This window comes from Lactococcus sp. SK2-659, from assembly GCF_020218185.2.
GTDB classification, from domain to species: Bacteria; Bacillota; Bacilli; order Lactobacillales; family Streptococcaceae; genus Lactococcus; species Lactococcus lactis.
Map to the genome: position 1 here is coordinate 263,488 of NZ_JAIWQZ020000001.1, position 15,961 is coordinate 279,448.

The window sequence follows — 15,961 nt, forward strand, 5'->3', positions numbered from 1 at the left end:
CTTTAAAAATGAAAATGTAAAACTATGAAAAAAATAAAGACAAATGATTTTCACAAGATGGTAGGTTATCAGATTTATCCAAAATCATTCAAAGATACCAATGGAGATGGCATTGGCGACATCAATGGTATCATTGAAAAAATTCCTTATCTACGTGAATTGGGGATTGATTTTATCTGGATAAATCCAATTTACAAGAGTCCACAAGTTGACGGGGGCTATGATATTTCTGATTATCAAGTCATTGATGAAATGTTTGGCTCACTTGAAGATTTTAAAAAATTACTAGATAAAGCGCATGAAAATGGCTTGAAAGTCATCATGGATTTGGTAGTCAATCATACATCAGACCAACATCCTTGGTTTTTAGAAAGTCAAAAATCAAAAGATAATCCTTACCGTGATTATTATTTGTGGGAAGACGCTAGCCCTAACCAAATGCCAAATGATTGGATTTCCTTTTTTGGTGGTTCAACTTGGGCTTATGATGAAAAAACAAAACAAGCTTATTTTCACGTTTTTGCCAAAGAACAGCCTGATTTAAATTGGAAAAATCCCAAAGTTCGGCAAGAAATTTATGACATGATTCGCTGGTGGTTAGATTTGGGAATAGATGGCTTCAGATTAGATGCGATTTCACACATTCAAAAAATGCCATGGAACTATAAAATTAAATCTTGGAAAGGCGACGGCCCGTGGGTGCCTTTCATGAATGTTGCTGGGATTGAAACATATATGTCAGATTTGAAAGCTATTTTTGATGAATATGATGCTTTGACTGTTGGGGAAGCTTCAGGGGTTCGCTCCAAGCAAGCGCCCGATTGGACCGATGAAGCTGGCTATATCAATATGATTTTTGAATTAGAGCATAATCTTAGAAAAGCAACTGACAACAGCCAAGGAGATATTTATGGCTATAAAAAAGTCATTATGCGTTGGCAAGAAGATTTGCTTGAACGAGGTTGGAATGCTTTGTATATTGAAAATCATGACCAACCAAGAAGTATTGATACTTTTGGCGATGGTTCAATAGAATCAGCAAAAGCGTTGGCTGTCAGTTATATGCTCTTAAGAGGAACGCCTTTCATATATCAAGGGCAGGAATTTGGGATGACTAATTTTCCATTTACTGACGCAAAGCAATTGCGAGCTGACGAGATTAAAAAGAAATATGAAATGTTACTGACAGAACTGTCAGCAAAGCTGCCAGTTCCTCAATCTGCCGATTCAACATCTTCCGTTGGTCGCGTTGAACTGACAGAACTGTCAGCAAATCAAGCACTAGCAGAAGTCACCCAAAATAGTCGTGAACACTCAAGAACACCAATGCAGTGGGACAATTCTAAAAATGCAGGATTTACAAGTGGACAAGCTTGGATGGAAATTAATCCAAATTTTTCTGTTATTAATAGTCAAACTAATCAAGAACTCATTGAACTTTATAAAAAATTGATTGAATTACGGCATCAAGAACCAGCGATTTCAGAGGGTTCAATTAAATTTCATTTTAAAAGACATCCTCAAGTTTTAGTTTATGAACGAGCTGAATTTTTAATTATTGTCAATTTGGCTGACAAAAAAGCTCATTTAGATTTTACAAAAATTGACAGTTTTACTGACAGCTCTGCTGAAAGTTCTGTCATTAATTATCAACGAGTCTTGGGCAGTTCAAATCAAAAATTTCAAGAAAAAATGGTTCTGTCAGCCTGGGAATATCGGGTTTATAAAAAATAGAAGGTGAGAACAAGATAACACTATGAAACAAATCAAAAGAATTATGGGCATTGACCCTTGGAAAATCACATCAAATCAGATTGAAAAAGAAGACCGTCGTTTGCAAGAATCACTTACTTCCATTGGCAATGGCTACATGGGAATGCGCGGAAATTTTAGTGAAACTTATAGTGGCGACAGTCACCAAGGAACTTACATTGCAGGGGTTTGGTTTCCAGATAAAACACGTGTAGGTTGGTGGAAAAATGGTTATCCTGAATATTTTGGTAAAGCAATCAATGCCCTCAATTTTGCTTCTGTCAGAGTTTTTATTGATGACAAAGAAGTTGATTTAGCCGCAAGTCACGTGACTGATTTTAATCTGTCGCTTGATATGGAAAAAGGGGTACTCACCTATACTTATGTAGCTTATGGAGTACGTGTGACTGCCGAAAGATTTTTCTCAATTGCTCAACAAGAACTTGCGGTTTTTGCTTTCATGTTTGAAAGCTTAGATGGTGAAATTCATCAAATCCGTACAGCCTCAATCATTGATGCAAATGTTCGTAATGAAGATTCCAACTACGATGAAAAATTTTGGACAGTAAAAAACCTTGATAATACAGCTACAGGTTCAGTTATTGTCACTGAAACAATTCCTAATCCATTTGGAGTTGAACAATTTACGGTAGCAGCTAAACAAAGCTTTGCAGGCGATTTTACTCGAGTTAAGCAAGAAACAAGAGAAAGTTCTGTTTTAGATGTTTACGAAGCAAAATTAATAGAAAATGCACCACTCACCTTTATTAAAAATGTTTTGGTTGTCACAAGTCGTGATGTTGAACCCTCAAATTTAACAAAGGTGCTATCAAATTTGACCCTTGAAATTTCTAAGAAAACATATCATGAATTTTATAAAGAACAAGAAATCGCTTGGAAAAAACGTTGGGAAATTGCTGATGTACAAATTGACGGTTCAGCAGAAGCTCAACAAGGGATTCGCTTTAATCTTTTCCAACTTTTCTCTACCTATTACGGCGAAGATGAACGTTTAAATATTGGCCCTAAAGGATTTACTGGAGAAAAATATGGCGGAGCAACTTATTGGGATACAGAAGCCTATGCCGTTCCATTATACTTGGCGCTTTCTGATGAAAAAGTTGCTAAAAATCTTTTAAAATATCGTCATAATCAATTGCCGCAAGCACAACATAATGCCCGGCAACAAGGACTTAAAGGTGCTTTGTATCCAATGGTTACTTTTACAGGTGTTGAATGTCATAATGAGTGGGAAATTACATTTGAAGAAATTCACCGTAATGGAGCAATGGCTTATGCGATTTATAACTACAGCAACTACACAGGAGATGAAACTTATCTTGCTCATGAAGGTTTAGAAGTTTTGATTGAAATTGCTCGTTTTTGGGCAGACCGTGTGCATTATAGTAAACGAAATGATAAATACATGATTCATGGAGTCACAGGCCCAAATGAGTATGAAAATAATATCAATAACAACTGGTACACTAATAAATTGGCAGCTTGGGTTTTGACTTATACTGCTGAAAGTTTAGCGAAATATCCACGCCCAGATTTAATTGAAGGAGCTGAAATTGCTCACTGGGCAGAAATTGTGGATAAAATGTATTATCCAGAAGATGAAGAATTGGGTATCTTTGTTCAACATGATGGCTATTTAGATAAAGATTTGACTCCAGTGGCTCAACTTGACCCTAAAAATCTTCCATTGAACCAAAATTGGTCTTGGGATCGAGTGTTACGTAGTCCATATATTAAGCAAGCAGATGTGCTTCAAGGAATTTATTTCTTCGGCAATCAATTTTCATTAGCCGAAAAACAACGAAATTTTGATTTTTATGAACCATTAACTGTTCATGAAAGCTCACTTTCTCCATCCATTCATGCGATTTTAGCAGCAGAGCTTGGCATGGAAGACAAGGCTGTTGAAATGTATGAAAGAACAGCTCGTCTTGACTTAGATAATTATAATAACGACACAGAAGATGGACTTCACATCACATCAATGACTGGCTCATGGTTGGCGATTGTTCATGGTTTTGCCCAAATGAAAACCTGGGATGGTCAATTGAGTTTTGCCCCATTTTTACCACAAGCATGGACGGGTTATGCCTTTCACATTAACTATCGCGGACGTTTATTAAAAATTTCTGTTGGTCAAGAAGTGAAACTTGAATTATTACGTGGTCAAGCCTTAAATCTTGAAATTTATGGTGAAAAAATTGAGTTAAGAGATTTTTATATTACAAAAACAAAGTAATTTGATGTCTTTAAATGACTTTTTTATCAAAAATCTAAAAAATAGTTGAAAATTAATCGAAAATTTGGCAAAATAAAATTTCAGAGTGTTAAATAAAAGAAAGAGAAAGGAGCGCTGAGTTGAGCTGGGTTGGGTTTAGCTAGTCTCAAGTGAAAATATGGCAGTTACAATTAAAGATGTTGCAAAAAAAGCTGGTGTTAATGCCTCAACGGTCAGTCGGGTCATTAAAGATAGTTCAGAGATTTCGGACAAAACAAAAGTAAAAGTTCGCAAAGCCATGCATGAATTAGGTTATCGAAGGAATGCAGCGGCTCAGATTCTAGCTTCGGGAAAAACAAATACAATTGGTGTTGTTTTCCCGCCAGTGGCTGACAAAGCGAGCCAACCTTTCTTTATGAAAATATTGACCTCAATCAATGAAACAGCTCGTGATTACGATGTTTCAATCGCTATTGCGACTGGGCATTCAGCTAAAGAGTTGAAAAAACAGATTGAACTTCAATATTCAGAAAAGCGTGTTGACGGATTTATCGTGCTTTACGCTGGAAAAAATGATGAAGTTCGCGATTATTTATTAGAAAATAAGGTTCCTTTTGTTTTAGTTGGAACTCCGGCTGAAGGAAAAAATGAAATTACCCATGTGGATAATGATAATATGCTGCTTGGACGCGAGGCTGTTCGTCATTTAGCACAATTAAAACATCAAAATATTTCATTTGTGACCGATACGAAAGAAACCGAAGTTTTTGAAGAACGTTATCAAGGTTTTAAAGATGAGGCCGAGAAGCTTGGACTCAATCATGACCTTTTGTTTATGGATGCTAATTTTTCCTTGCGAAATGAAACAGCTCTTGTAGTTATGGATGATGTCTTGTCTTTAAAAGTTGTGGAATGTCTAAGAAGTCAAGGTTTAAATGTTCCAGAAGATGTGAGTTTAATTACTTACAACAACTCTATCTTTGGAGCAATGATTCATCCTTATTTAACAACTTTTGACATTCATATTGAGCAATTAGGGGCAAGTGCAATTAAGAAAATCTTGGACTTACGAGATAAGAAAGAAAATTTGCCAGAAAAATCAATTATTCCTTTTGAATTAATTATTAGAGAATCAACAAAAGCTAGAATTTAAGTTCTAGCTTTTTTAGTTTTGTTTAAGATAAGGTTAAGCCTAGTACAAGACAAAAATATGATAATAGTGTAAAATAATAGAAAGGGATGGGCGCAGTTTTATTGACTTTCCAAGCAATTTAACTAAAAATAATTTATAAATTATGAGCCCTAAAAAATGTGAAAAGGGATGGATTCAATGATTAAAATTTTATTAGTGGAGGATGATTTATCACTCTCAAAATCTGTTTACGATTTCTTAAAATCATTTGCGCAAGTCAAACAGGTTTATGATGGAGTTGAAGGACTCTATGAGGCAGAATTGGGAATTTATGATTTAATTTTGCTTGATTTAATGCTTCCAGAAAAGAATGGTTTTGAAGTCTTAAAGGAATTACGTGAGCAAAATGTAGATACGCCAGTCTTAATCATGACTGCTAAGGAATCTTTGGATGATAAAATGCACGGATTCGACATTGGAGCAGATGATTATTTAACAAAACCTTTCTATTTAGATGAACTAAAAGCACGTATTCAAGCACTTTTGAAACGGACAGGTAAATTAGAAGATTCAAACGGTTTAACTTATGGAAATATTCGTTTGAATTTATCAAATAAATCAACTTTAGTTGATGATCAACCTGTTGATTTAATCGGAAAAGAATTTGATTTAGTCGTTTATTTAATGCAAAATCAAAATGTTATTTTGCCAAAAGAGCAAATTTTTGACCGGATTTGGGGCTATGACAGTGATACAACAGTAACTGTTGTTGAAGTTTATATGAGTAAAATTCGGAAAAAATTGAAAGATACAGAATTTGTCAATAATCTTTCAACCTTGCGAAATGTTGGCTATATCCTGAGATAAAATTTTACTGACAGCTTATTGTATAGAGGTGAAATTCATCTATTAAATTAACAAAAAGTTCTGTCAGTAAATCTATCTAGAAATGAGACCTCTTTGAAGAAAATAATTAAAAAAATTAAATCTTCAGCTATTGTAAAAAATGATGGGAAAAATTTCCTTCATTTTTTTCTAGCTTTTACAGTCATTTTTGTTGCTTTAGCCGTGATTATTATTCAAGTCATGCAATTAGGAATGTATCGAGCGACTGACCAAAATTTACACAATTTGGCTCAAAACCGAGTGTTTTTGGAAGAAGCAGCGAATAATCAATTAGGAACAAATAATTCACAAGATAGTGGCTTTTATGGACCAAATAATAGTGTAATTTTTTATGATTCAGAAGGAAAAAACTTTATGCCATCAACGGGCTCAAATGCAAATATAAGTACAAACTTTGGCATGAGTCTTTTGCAAAAAGCAATGAAATTTAATGAAAAACATATAAATACAATTCAGACAGTATCTGTAAAAAATCCTTATGGAGATAATTTGCACTATCGTTATTACACAACATCGCAATTTATCATTACAAATTCAGATGGTACTGTGACGCCAGTTTATATGCAAATTTTTTCAAACGTTGACCAAATTCAAGATGCCATGAGCCGGGCCATGTGGGTCATTGTGACAACAATGATTACTTTCTGGCTACTATCAATAATTATTAGTCTATATCTTGCAAACTGGACTTTAAGACCTATTCTGGCTGCTTATGAAAAACAAAAAGAATTTGTTGAAAATGCTTCACATGAATTGAGAACACCTCTGGCAATCTTGCAAAATCGTCTAGAATTACTTTTCCAAAAGCCAACCGCAACAATTATTGATGAATCAGAAAATATTTCTGAAAGTTTATCAGAAGTTCGTAATATGCGTTTATTAACAAGTAACTTACTGAACTTAGCTCGTCGAGATTCTGGAATCAGAATTGAGCCAGAGGCGACTACGGCAACTTATTTTGAGAATATTTTTAATAGCTATGAAATGCTTGCTGAAAACGCAGGTAAAAAGTTTTCAGGCCATTTGAAATTAGATGGAACGATTAATTTGGACCAAGCCCTGATTAAACAATTGCTGACCATCTTATTTGATAATGCTCTTAAATACACGGGTGATGAGGGTGAAATCTCTGTAGATGTTCAAAAAAATGGGGGATTCTTAGTTTTTGCTGTCGCCGATAATGGTGAAGGAATTTCTGATGAAGATAAGAAAAAAATCTTTGACCGCTTTTTCCGAGTAGATAAAGCAAGAACGCGTCAAAAAGGTGGCTTAGGTTTGGGTCTTTCTCTGGCCAAACAAATTGTTGAAGCTTACAATGGGAAGATTACAGTTGAAGATAATAAACCTAAAGGTACAAAATTCATTGTTAGAATTCGTGTGGATAGCACAATTTCAAATCCTGCAAAAATTTTCCAAAAGTTGTAAAATATGATAGGAAAAAATTACTGACAAATTATGATAAGATAATAGTAACATTCAAATTATGACAATTTTGTCAGTCGATTTACTAGTTTTTAAAGACAATTTCTGTTAGTAAATAACTAAGTAAATCTAAAAAGGAGAAAATCAGAGATGTCAGTGTTAGAAAAAATAGACAGCCCAGCGGATTTAAAAAAAGTATCAAATCAAGAACTAGAAGAATTAGCTTCAGAAATTAGAACAGCAGTTCTTCATAAAGTATCAAACATCGGTGGACACGTTGGTCCAAACTTGGGTGTGACTGAATTAACAATTGCCCTTCATAAAGTTTTCAATTCACCGATTGATAAGTTTATTTGGGATGTTTCTCACCAAACTTATCCACATAAAATTTTAACTGGACGTAAAAATGGATTTACTGATGGACATTTCCATGACATCACACCTTACACCAGTCAAAGAGAATCAGAACACGACTTTTTCACAGTTGGCCATACCTCAACTTCAATTGCTAACGCCTTAGGTTATGCCAAAGCGCGTGATTTGACAAATGACAAAGGCAACATTGTTGCGGTCATTGGTGACGGTTCACTTTCTGGGGGACTTGCTATGGAAGCCCTCAATAATGCCGGAGATTTCAAAGGAAACCTCATTATTTTAGTTAATGATAATCAAATGTCAATTGCTGAAAATCATGGAGGACTTTACCGTAACCTTGCCGAACTTCGGGCGACAAATGGTCAAGCCGAAAATAACTTCTTTAAAACTTTTGGTTTAGATTATAAATATCTTGAAAATGGAAATGATATTGAATCTTTAATTCACCTATTTGAAGAAGTAAAAGATATCGATCATCCAATTGTCCTTCATATTCATACTGAAAAAGGACGTGGTTATCAACCAGCTCTTGAAAATAAAGAAGCTTTTCACTGGCACATGCCTTTCGATTTAGAAACTGGTCAATCAAAAGTGTTTGATTCTGGTAAATCTTATAGTTCAGTTATGTTGGATTACATGGATAAAAAGGTTTCAGAAGGCCTTCCTCTTGTTGCCATCAATGCAGCAATTCCAGGAATCTTTGGACTGAAACAATTTGCAGCTAAATATCCTGACCGTTATATTGATGCAGGAATTGCTGAGCAATTTACCATTACTTTTGGAGGTGCAATGGCTGCGGCTGGTGCTCGTCCAATTATTTTCCACAATTCTACTTTTGTTCAACGTGCTTATGATCAATTTTGGCATGACTTAGCAATTAATGAAGAACCAGCAATTGTTATTGTTAAAGGTGGAGTTATTTCAGGTTCAGATGAAACACACCAAGGCTCATCAGCCATGACTTGGATTTCAAACATTCCAAATATCAAATATCTTGCTCCAACTTCTGAAGAAGAATTTATTTCAATTCTTGATTGGGCACTTGAGCAACATGAAGAACCAGTTGTGATTCAAATGCCAGAACACGGCTTAGAATCACGTCCGACTGTTCTCACAGATTATTCAACCCCTTCATATCAAATGACAAAATCAGGCGAAAAAGTTGCCCTCTTGGCACTTGGTGGTCTTTATTCACATGGTGAAAAAGTAGCTAAAGTTTTGGCTGAAAATGGAATTAATGCAACTTTAATAAATCCACTTTTCATCAACGATTTGGACCAAGCTTTCCTTGAAAACTTAGTTGAAAATCATCAAGTTATTGCAACGATCGAAGATGGAATTCTTGACGGAGGATTTGGTCAAAAAGTTGCTTCCTTCCTTGGTAAGTATGATGTTAAAGTTTTGAACTTTGGTGCGAAACGTGAATTTAATGATTCTGTTCCAGTGACAGAACTTTACAATCGTTATCATTTGACACCAGAACTTATGGTTGCTGATATTCTTAGTCTTTTGAAATAAAAATTTACTGACAGATGTTCCAAAATATTTCTGTCAGTAAAAGTAAAGAACTGATAATGTCTGTCAGTAAAACTAGCAAGAATGATGATAAGTTCTTACTTAATAAAGTGAAATAGATGAAAAAAGTATTAGTAAAAGCAGTACATGGCTACCAACGCTGGATTTCTCCAGCCTTGCCACCAGCCTGTCGCTATTATCCTACCTGCTCCAATTACATGATTCAGGCCATTGAAAAACATGGACCAGCCAAAGGTTTGGCAATGGGAACAGCACGTATTTTACGTTGTCACCCATTTTGCCAGCCAGGATATGATTTAGTTCCAGACCATTTTAGTTTGCGAAGAAATTGGGCAGAACCAGAAAAAGAAAAAGACTCAAATTAATTTGAGTCTTTTCTATTTATAAAATTATAGAAAACGCTTCAAAAAATAGATGAAATCGCTATCAAATGTCATAAAAAAATGTTAAAATGAAAAAAAGAATAAAAAAGGAGTGTCATCTATTATGCCATTTAGTAAAGATTTTCTCTGGGGCGGAGCAACTGCAGCTAATCAATGTGAAGGCGGCTATAATCAGGGAGGACGTGGGCTTGCCAATGTCGACCTTGTTCCACACGGAAAAGACCGTTTTCCAATTATTACAGGGGAAATGAAGCACCTTGAATTCGATGAAGACCATTTTTATCCAGCAAAAGAAGCGATTGATATGTATCATCATTGGAAAGAAGACCTCGCACTTTTTGCTGAAATGGGATTTAAAACCTATCGAATGTCTATTGCTTGGACAAGAATTTTTCCAAAAGGTGATGAACAAGAGCCAAATGAAGAAGGCTTGCAATTTTATGAAGATATTTTTAGAGAATGCCAACGTTTAGGAATTGAACCCTTAGTAACCATTACTCACTTTGATTGCCCTGTCCACTTAATTAAAGAATACGGTGGCTGGCGTAATCGAAAAATGGTTGGTTTCTATGAAAATTTAGCCAGAGCAATTTTTACTCGTTATAAAGGATTGGTTCGCTATTGGTTGACATTTAATGAAATTAATATGCTCCTACATGCTCCATTTATGGGAGCAGGACTTGTTTTTGAAGAAGGAGAAAATAAAGAACAAGCCAAATACTTAGCCGCTCATCATGAACTATTAGCATCGGCTTTAGCAACAAAAATTGGACATGAAGTTGACCCAGAAAATAAGATAGGTTGTATGTTAGCTGCTGGAGATTACTATCCATTTGATTGTAATCCAGAAAATGTTTTTGAAGCTCAAAAACAAAATCATGATAATCTCTTTTTCATTGATGTTCAATCACGTGGAAAATATCCAAACTACCTTTTAAAGAGATTAGAGCGTGAAGAAATTACACTTCCGATTGAAAAAGGCGACTTAGAAATCCTTGCTGAAAACACAGTTGACTTTATTTCATTTAGTTACTATGCAAGTCGAGTCGCTAAAGTCAAGGATGAGGATGCAGATAAATCAGCTGGAAATATCTTTGAATCTGTAAAAAATCCTTATTTAGAGGCCAGTGAATGGGGTTGGCAAATTGACCCACTTGGTTTAAGAATCACAATGAATTCTATTTATGACCGCTATCAAAAACCATTATTTATTGTAGAAAATGGTTTAGGAGCAGTAGATAAACCTGATGAAAATGGATTTGTAGCTGATGATTACCGAATTGATTACATGGCTGCACACATCAAAGAAATGAAGAAAGCAGTTGAACTTGATGGCGTTGAACTATTAGGTTATACTTCTTGGGGATGTATTGACTTAGTATCAGCAGGAACGGGTGAGATGAGCAAACGTTATGGATTCATCTATGTCGACCGAGATGATTATGGTAAAGGAAGTTTGAAACGGACGCCTAAGAAATCATTTAACTGGTACAAGAAAGTTATTGCAAGCAACGGTGAAGATTTAACAAATGAATAATTAAAAAGGGGGGGCTTTCCTCCTTTTTTTATCAAACAAAACATTTCTTTGATTTAAGATTTTTATCTAGCAAGAAAAATTTACAATAGTTAAGCAAGTGTCCATTAAAAGGAAGCAGTGCTAGAACTTTTTTATGAAATATGATAAAATCGTGTATTGCGTAATTTTTAAATCCGCAGTCATGAAGTATGAAAAAGCCTCGATGATATTTAAGAAATTTAAAAAGTTACAAGTGAGATAAGAATGATGAGGATAAGAAGTGAAAAGTATTAAAAATACATGGAAGTTGTTTGCCCTAGACTGGAAGCGAATATTTAAAAATCCCGTGGCGACTTTTTTAATTGTCGCCCTAATGATAATTCCCTCTTTATATGCTTGGTTTAATATTAAAGCCCTGTGGGACCCCTATGCCAATACTTCGCAACTGCCAATTGCGGTCTATAGTGCAGATAAATCGGCAAGTTTTCAAGATAAAACCATCAATATTGGTGATGAAGTACTGAAAAATTTAAAGAAAAATCACCAATTAGGCTGGAAATTTGTTGATTCCAAAGCAGATTTAGATAAAGGTGTGAAATCTGGGAAATACTATGCTGGGATCTATTTACCAAAGGATTTTTCAAAAGACCTCTTAAGTTTCACCACGGGAGATATTAAAAAACCACAAATTGTTTATTCAATTAACGAAAAAATCAATGCCATCGCTCCCAAAATAACATCAAAAGGAGCCTCTTCTCTACAATCGCAAATTTCTGAAGAGTTTATCAAAACGGCAAGTAGTACCCTTTTAAAAACCTTCAATACAATTGGTTACGATATTGATAAAAACATGATAAGTATTCAGAAGGTTAAATCAGCGATTTTATCAACTAATGATAATTTAGGAACCATTGATAAATACACTCAACAAGTTGTTGACCTTCATGGAAAAATGCCAGAAATTAAAGAAAAACTGGCAAAAGCTAATGAATTTATCACTTATTTACCAGAAGTAGATGCTTTAGGTCAAAAGGTCATTAAATTAAATGATAAAATGCCAGAAATTGATAAAAGTTTTTCACTCGTTTTGACCCTTCAAGAGAAAATACCTGAGATTCAAAATGCTGGAAAACAAATCTCGATGATTGATGATGACTTTGCGTCAGTAGAAAGTACCATGACTCAAGGTATTCAAGAAGCCAAACAAGGTTTACAAATTATCAATCAAGTCCAAAAATCAATGCCAGACATTAAAAAATTGGGACAAGATGCTGATAGTTTGGGGACTATAACCTTGGATGCGGCGAAAAAAATGCAGAGTGCATTGCCTAGCATTACAAATAGCGTTCAAATAACACTTCAATCAATTCAAGAGTTCTCAAAAAATACTTCATCCGTTATTTCTGTTATTGATCAAGCGATTGCCGATAATCAATTAACTGATGATGAAAAGGAACAAATAAATAGCTTAATTACCAATTTTACTAATAACATTGCTAAGCAAAGAGAAGCCATTCAAAATATTGTTGAATATATGAAGCAGGTGCAAGAAAGCAATGGAAATCACGATTTAGATTCTACTATTGAGCAATTAACTAATCTAGATTCGCTCTTGTCAGAACTTAGTACCAGAATGAGTCACCTAAATGACTTAGTGCAAGAGGGTGATGTCTCTAAAATTCGAGCTTATCTATCACAAATCAATGATGTAGTAAATAATATTTCTGATTTAATTAGTAAAATTGATGTCAGTGAGATTAGTAGTACAATTAATAATGCTCTAACAACCTTAATTAATACCATAACAGACGCTAAAGGTTTATTAAATCAAGCTCAACAAATCGACTTTGATGCCTTACTAAATTCAACAAGTCAAACAGTTTCTAATGCTATTACCATTTTAGAAAAATATCAAGGCGAAATGCCAGCCATTAAACAAGAAATTCATGATGCGAATGTAATGTTAAATGGCAATATGACAACGATTGTTAATGCAATTAATGAAGGAGCTAATCTCTATAAAAATGAGTTTCCTACTCTTAAAACTAAGTTAGGGACAGCTTCTGATTTCTTTAAAAATGATTATGCTGGTGTTCGTAAAGATTTGACAGATACCTTAACAATGGCAAATGATAAAATGCCTGATGTTGAGTCTGCTTTGAATCAAGCCAATGATTTAATCCAAAATGATTGGCCTGAAATCAAATCAGGAATTCAAAAAGCAGCCGCAGCCATTCAAAAAGGTGAAAAAGAAGTTGACTTAGGTGAAATCGTCAAACTCCTAAAATTAGATGCAACCAAAGAAAGTGACTTCCTGACACAACCAGTTGAAGTCCAAGAAAATCAAATCTACCCGATTGCCAACAATGGTTCAGCAAGTACACCTTTCTATACTGCGCTTTGTCTGTGGGTCGGTGCAGTCTTACTTTCAAGTTTGGCAACAACGGAGGTTCACTTATCAGATAAAGATAAAAAACGTTATTCTAAACGTGAACAATTCTTTGCTCGAATGGGAAGTTTCGTAGCCATTGGACTTGCTCAAGCTTTGATCGTAACGCTTGGAAATTATTTTGGTTTAGGAGTAGATGTAAGAGATCCATTCTACAGTGTTCTCTTTGCCTTACTAATATCCATAGCCTTTATGATAATGGTTTATGTTCTGGTCGCACTGTTTGGCAATGTAGGTAAAGGAATAGCGATTATCATCCTGGTTCTTTCCATTTCTGGTGGTGGTGGGAACTATCCAATCCAAGTTTCTGGAAAATTCTTCCAAGCCATTAATCCTTATTTACCATTTACTCACGCTGTCAACCTTTTACGAGAATCAGCGGGAGGAATTTACTGGCCAAATGCTTGGTTTGCGATAATTATCCTTGTAGCAGTATCAATTGTGTTTGTTGCAATAGGTGCCTTCCTCTTCCCACACTTTGAAGATAAAACGAAGAAGATTTCCGAAATCGGAAGCAAGAGTCATTTCTTCCATTAATGTTAAGAAAACTACTGACAGACTGGTCAGTAGTTTTTCTGTTATTTATAATCATAATGAGCAAATAGTAAGGGAGAACTTGTGCTATAATATGTCTATGACAAAAGTAAACGAAGAACGTGTACAAGAAATTTTTAATAGTATTTCATCAGATTATGATAAAATGAACGCCATTATCAGTTTTAAACAACATGATTTATGGCGTGCTAAAACAATGAAAAGAATGGGAGATTTAACTGGTCTGTCTATTCTTGATTTGTGTTGTGGAACTGGAGACTGGACTTTTGATTTATCTGAAAGTGTCGGCCCTTCTGGTAAAGTAATTGGTCTTGATTTTTCAGAAAATATGCTCGAAATTGCTAAGGCTAAACTCAAAGAAGAAGCGAAGAAAAATATTGAATTTCTCCAAGGAAATGCAATGGCATTACCTTTTGAAAATGAAAGTTTTGATGTAGTTACGATTGGTTATGGTTTAAGAAACACACCTGACTATCTTACTGTATTAAAAGAAATTTTTCGTGTATTAAAACCAGGGGGCAGAGTAGTTTGTATCGAAACTTCGCACCCCACATTGCCAATTTATAAACAAGCTTTTGAACTTTATTTTAAAAATGTCATGCCCTTTTTTGGTAAAGTTTTTGCCAAATCTTTAAAAGAATATCAATGGCTTCAAAAATCAGCAGAAGATTTTCCAGATGCCAAGACACTTGAGGAACTTTTTAGAAAAGCTGGCTTTGTTGCCGTAGAATATCAAAAACATGGCGGTGGAGCAATCGCAAGTCATTTTGCCACTAAATCCAAAAAACCTAAATCAAATATTCGTATTGGTAAAAAGTAATCGGTCAATAAAAAATAAAAATTTCGAGGAAAAAATATGCCTTATAAACGTTATGGGGAAATTTTTAAAAAACTACGAGAACAAAAGAATTTTTCGCTTTCTCATTTTTCAGAAATAGGAATTTCAAAAGCGAGTTTATCAAGATTTGAATTAGGTCAAACCATGATAAGCTTTGAACGCTTGGATAGTGCGCTGCAAGAGATGAATGTGACTTTAGCTGAGTATGAACATTTTATCAATAATTTTTCAATGGATTATAAAGAAGAATTTTTAGAAGATATAATTCTTGCGGATATTGTAGATGACGTTGATAAACTTCACAATCTCTATCTAGAAGCTATGGAATATGATTCAAAAATGCTAGCTTATTGTGCGAAAAGTCGTTATGAAATCCTGACACAAACGGAAGCTGACGATGTGGTTGAATATCTCTATGATGTTGGAGAATGGGGCTATTTTGAACTTTCGATTTTTTATCTGACTTTGGATAGTTTCAGTGAACGAGAAATTATGTATTTGATGAAAGAACTCTGGGGGAAGAGTAAACACTTATATGGTGTTTTTAAATATCGCAGAAGAGTTCTTCAATCTTCGTATCGAGCGGTCGTTTTGCTTTCCTCAAAAGGAGCTCGTGACTCAGCTAAAAGTATCTTGCAAAAAAGTTACCCTAAAGATGATTTCTACGACCTCTATGTTGAAAATCTAAGAAATCTGGCACATGGTTTTTATAGCTATTGTTTCAAAGACAAGATAAGCGGTGAAAAGCAAATCAAAAATGCCATTGAAATTTTTCGACAAGTTGGGTATAAAGATTTAGCAGATTATTATCAAAAACGCTATCAAAAGCTTTTAGGAAAATTATTAACATAAAAAAGT

General features: G+C 34.6%; 11 protein-coding genes. All 11 read left to right on the forward strand.

What is annotated here, in order from left to right; all coding sequences use genetic code 11:
- The first annotated feature begins 24 nt into the window (after window positions 1-24).
- The 11 genes from LDP15_RS01310 (at window position 25) to LDP15_RS01360 (ending at window position 15,955) form a co-directional block, all read left to right on the forward strand.
- Window positions 25-1,734, forward strand: a complete 1,710-nt coding sequence (locus LDP15_RS01310; protein ID WP_015426864.1) for an alpha-glucosidase — start codon at window positions 25-27, stop codon at window positions 1,732-1,734.
- Between the two features lie 22 nt (window positions 1,735-1,756).
- Complete coding sequence (locus tag LDP15_RS01315; RefSeq protein WP_015426863.1) at window positions 1,757-4,012, forward strand: glycoside hydrolase family 65 protein; 2,256 nt, start codon at window positions 1,757-1,759, stop codon at window positions 4,010-4,012.
- A gap of 157 nt (window positions 4,013-4,169) precedes the next feature.
- Window positions 4,170-5,144, forward strand: coding sequence for a LacI family DNA-binding transcriptional regulator (locus LDP15_RS01320; RefSeq protein ID WP_015426862.1), 975 nt, complete (start codon window positions 4,170-4,172; stop codon window positions 5,142-5,144).
- A 177-nt stretch (window positions 5,145-5,321) separates the two neighbouring features.
- Window positions 5,322-5,990, forward strand: a complete 669-nt coding sequence (locus tag LDP15_RS01325) for a response regulator transcription factor (protein WP_021722129.1) — start codon at window positions 5,322-5,324, stop codon at window positions 5,988-5,990.
- Between the two features lie 93 nt (window positions 5,991-6,083).
- On the forward strand, window positions 6,084-7,454 hold the full coding sequence (locus LDP15_RS01330; protein WP_042230545.1) for a cell wall metabolism sensor histidine kinase WalK: 1,371 nt from the start codon (window positions 6,084-6,086) through the stop codon (window positions 7,452-7,454).
- A gap of 147 nt (window positions 7,455-7,601) precedes the next feature.
- Complete coding sequence (locus tag LDP15_RS01335; RefSeq protein ID WP_015426860.1) at window positions 7,602-9,344, forward strand: 1-deoxy-D-xylulose-5-phosphate synthase; 1,743 nt, start codon at window positions 7,602-7,604, stop codon at window positions 9,342-9,344.
- Between the two features lie 116 nt (window positions 9,345-9,460).
- Window positions 9,461-9,727, forward strand: a complete 267-nt coding sequence (gene yidD, locus LDP15_RS01340) for a membrane protein insertion efficiency factor YidD (protein ID WP_015426859.1) — start codon at window positions 9,461-9,463, stop codon at window positions 9,725-9,727.
- Window positions 9,728-9,848: 121 nt separating this feature from the next.
- The gene (locus tag LDP15_RS01345; protein ID WP_021722126.1) at window positions 9,849-11,282 is read left to right on the forward strand and encodes a 6-phospho-beta-glucosidase; all 1,434 of its coding nucleotides are present in this window, start codon (window positions 9,849-9,851) and stop codon (window positions 11,280-11,282) included.
- A gap of 259 nt (window positions 11,283-11,541) precedes the next feature.
- Window positions 11,542-14,247, forward strand: a complete 2,706-nt coding sequence (locus tag LDP15_RS01350) for a YhgE/Pip domain-containing protein (RefSeq protein WP_015426857.1) — start codon at window positions 11,542-11,544, stop codon at window positions 14,245-14,247.
- A gap of 97 nt (window positions 14,248-14,344) precedes the next feature.
- Window positions 14,345-15,085, forward strand: a complete 741-nt coding sequence (locus LDP15_RS01355; protein WP_015426856.1) for a demethylmenaquinone methyltransferase — start codon at window positions 14,345-14,347, stop codon at window positions 15,083-15,085.
- A gap of 36 nt (window positions 15,086-15,121) precedes the next feature.
- The gene (locus LDP15_RS01360; protein WP_136122486.1) at window positions 15,122-15,955 is read left to right on the forward strand and encodes an Rgg/GadR/MutR family transcriptional regulator; all 834 of its coding nucleotides are present in this window, start codon (window positions 15,122-15,124) and stop codon (window positions 15,953-15,955) included.
- The last annotated feature ends 6 nt before the right edge of the window (window positions 15,956-15,961 follow it).

Bases quoted from the DNA above. Each gene is read 5' to 3' on its own strand.
- LDP15_RS01310 (WP_015426864.1), top strand. From the start codon at position 25: ATGAAAAAAATAAAGACAAATGATTTTCACAAGATGGTAGGTTATCAG.
- LDP15_RS01315 (WP_015426863.1), top strand. From the start codon at position 1,757: ATGAAACAAATCAAAAGAATTATGGGCATTGACCCTTGGAAAATCACA.
- LDP15_RS01320 (WP_015426862.1), top strand. From the start codon at position 4,170: ATGGCAGTTACAATTAAAGATGTTGCAAAAAAAGCTGGTGTTAATGCC.
- LDP15_RS01325 (WP_021722129.1), top strand. From the start codon at position 5,322: ATGATTAAAATTTTATTAGTGGAGGATGATTTATCACTCTCAAAATCT.
- LDP15_RS01335 (WP_015426860.1), top strand. From the start codon at position 7,602: ATGTCAGTGTTAGAAAAAATAGACAGCCCAGCGGATTTAAAAAAAGTA.
- yidD (WP_015426859.1), top strand. From the start codon at position 9,461: ATGAAAAAAGTATTAGTAAAAGCAGTACATGGCTACCAACGCTGGATT.
- LDP15_RS01345 (WP_021722126.1), top strand. From the start codon at position 9,849: ATGCCATTTAGTAAAGATTTTCTCTGGGGCGGAGCAACTGCAGCTAAT.
- LDP15_RS01355 (WP_015426856.1), top strand. From the start codon at position 14,345: ATGACAAAAGTAAACGAAGAACGTGTACAAGAAATTTTTAATAGTATT.
- LDP15_RS01360 (WP_136122486.1), top strand. From the start codon at position 15,122: ATGCCTTATAAACGTTATGGGGAAATTTTTAAAAAACTACGAGAACAA.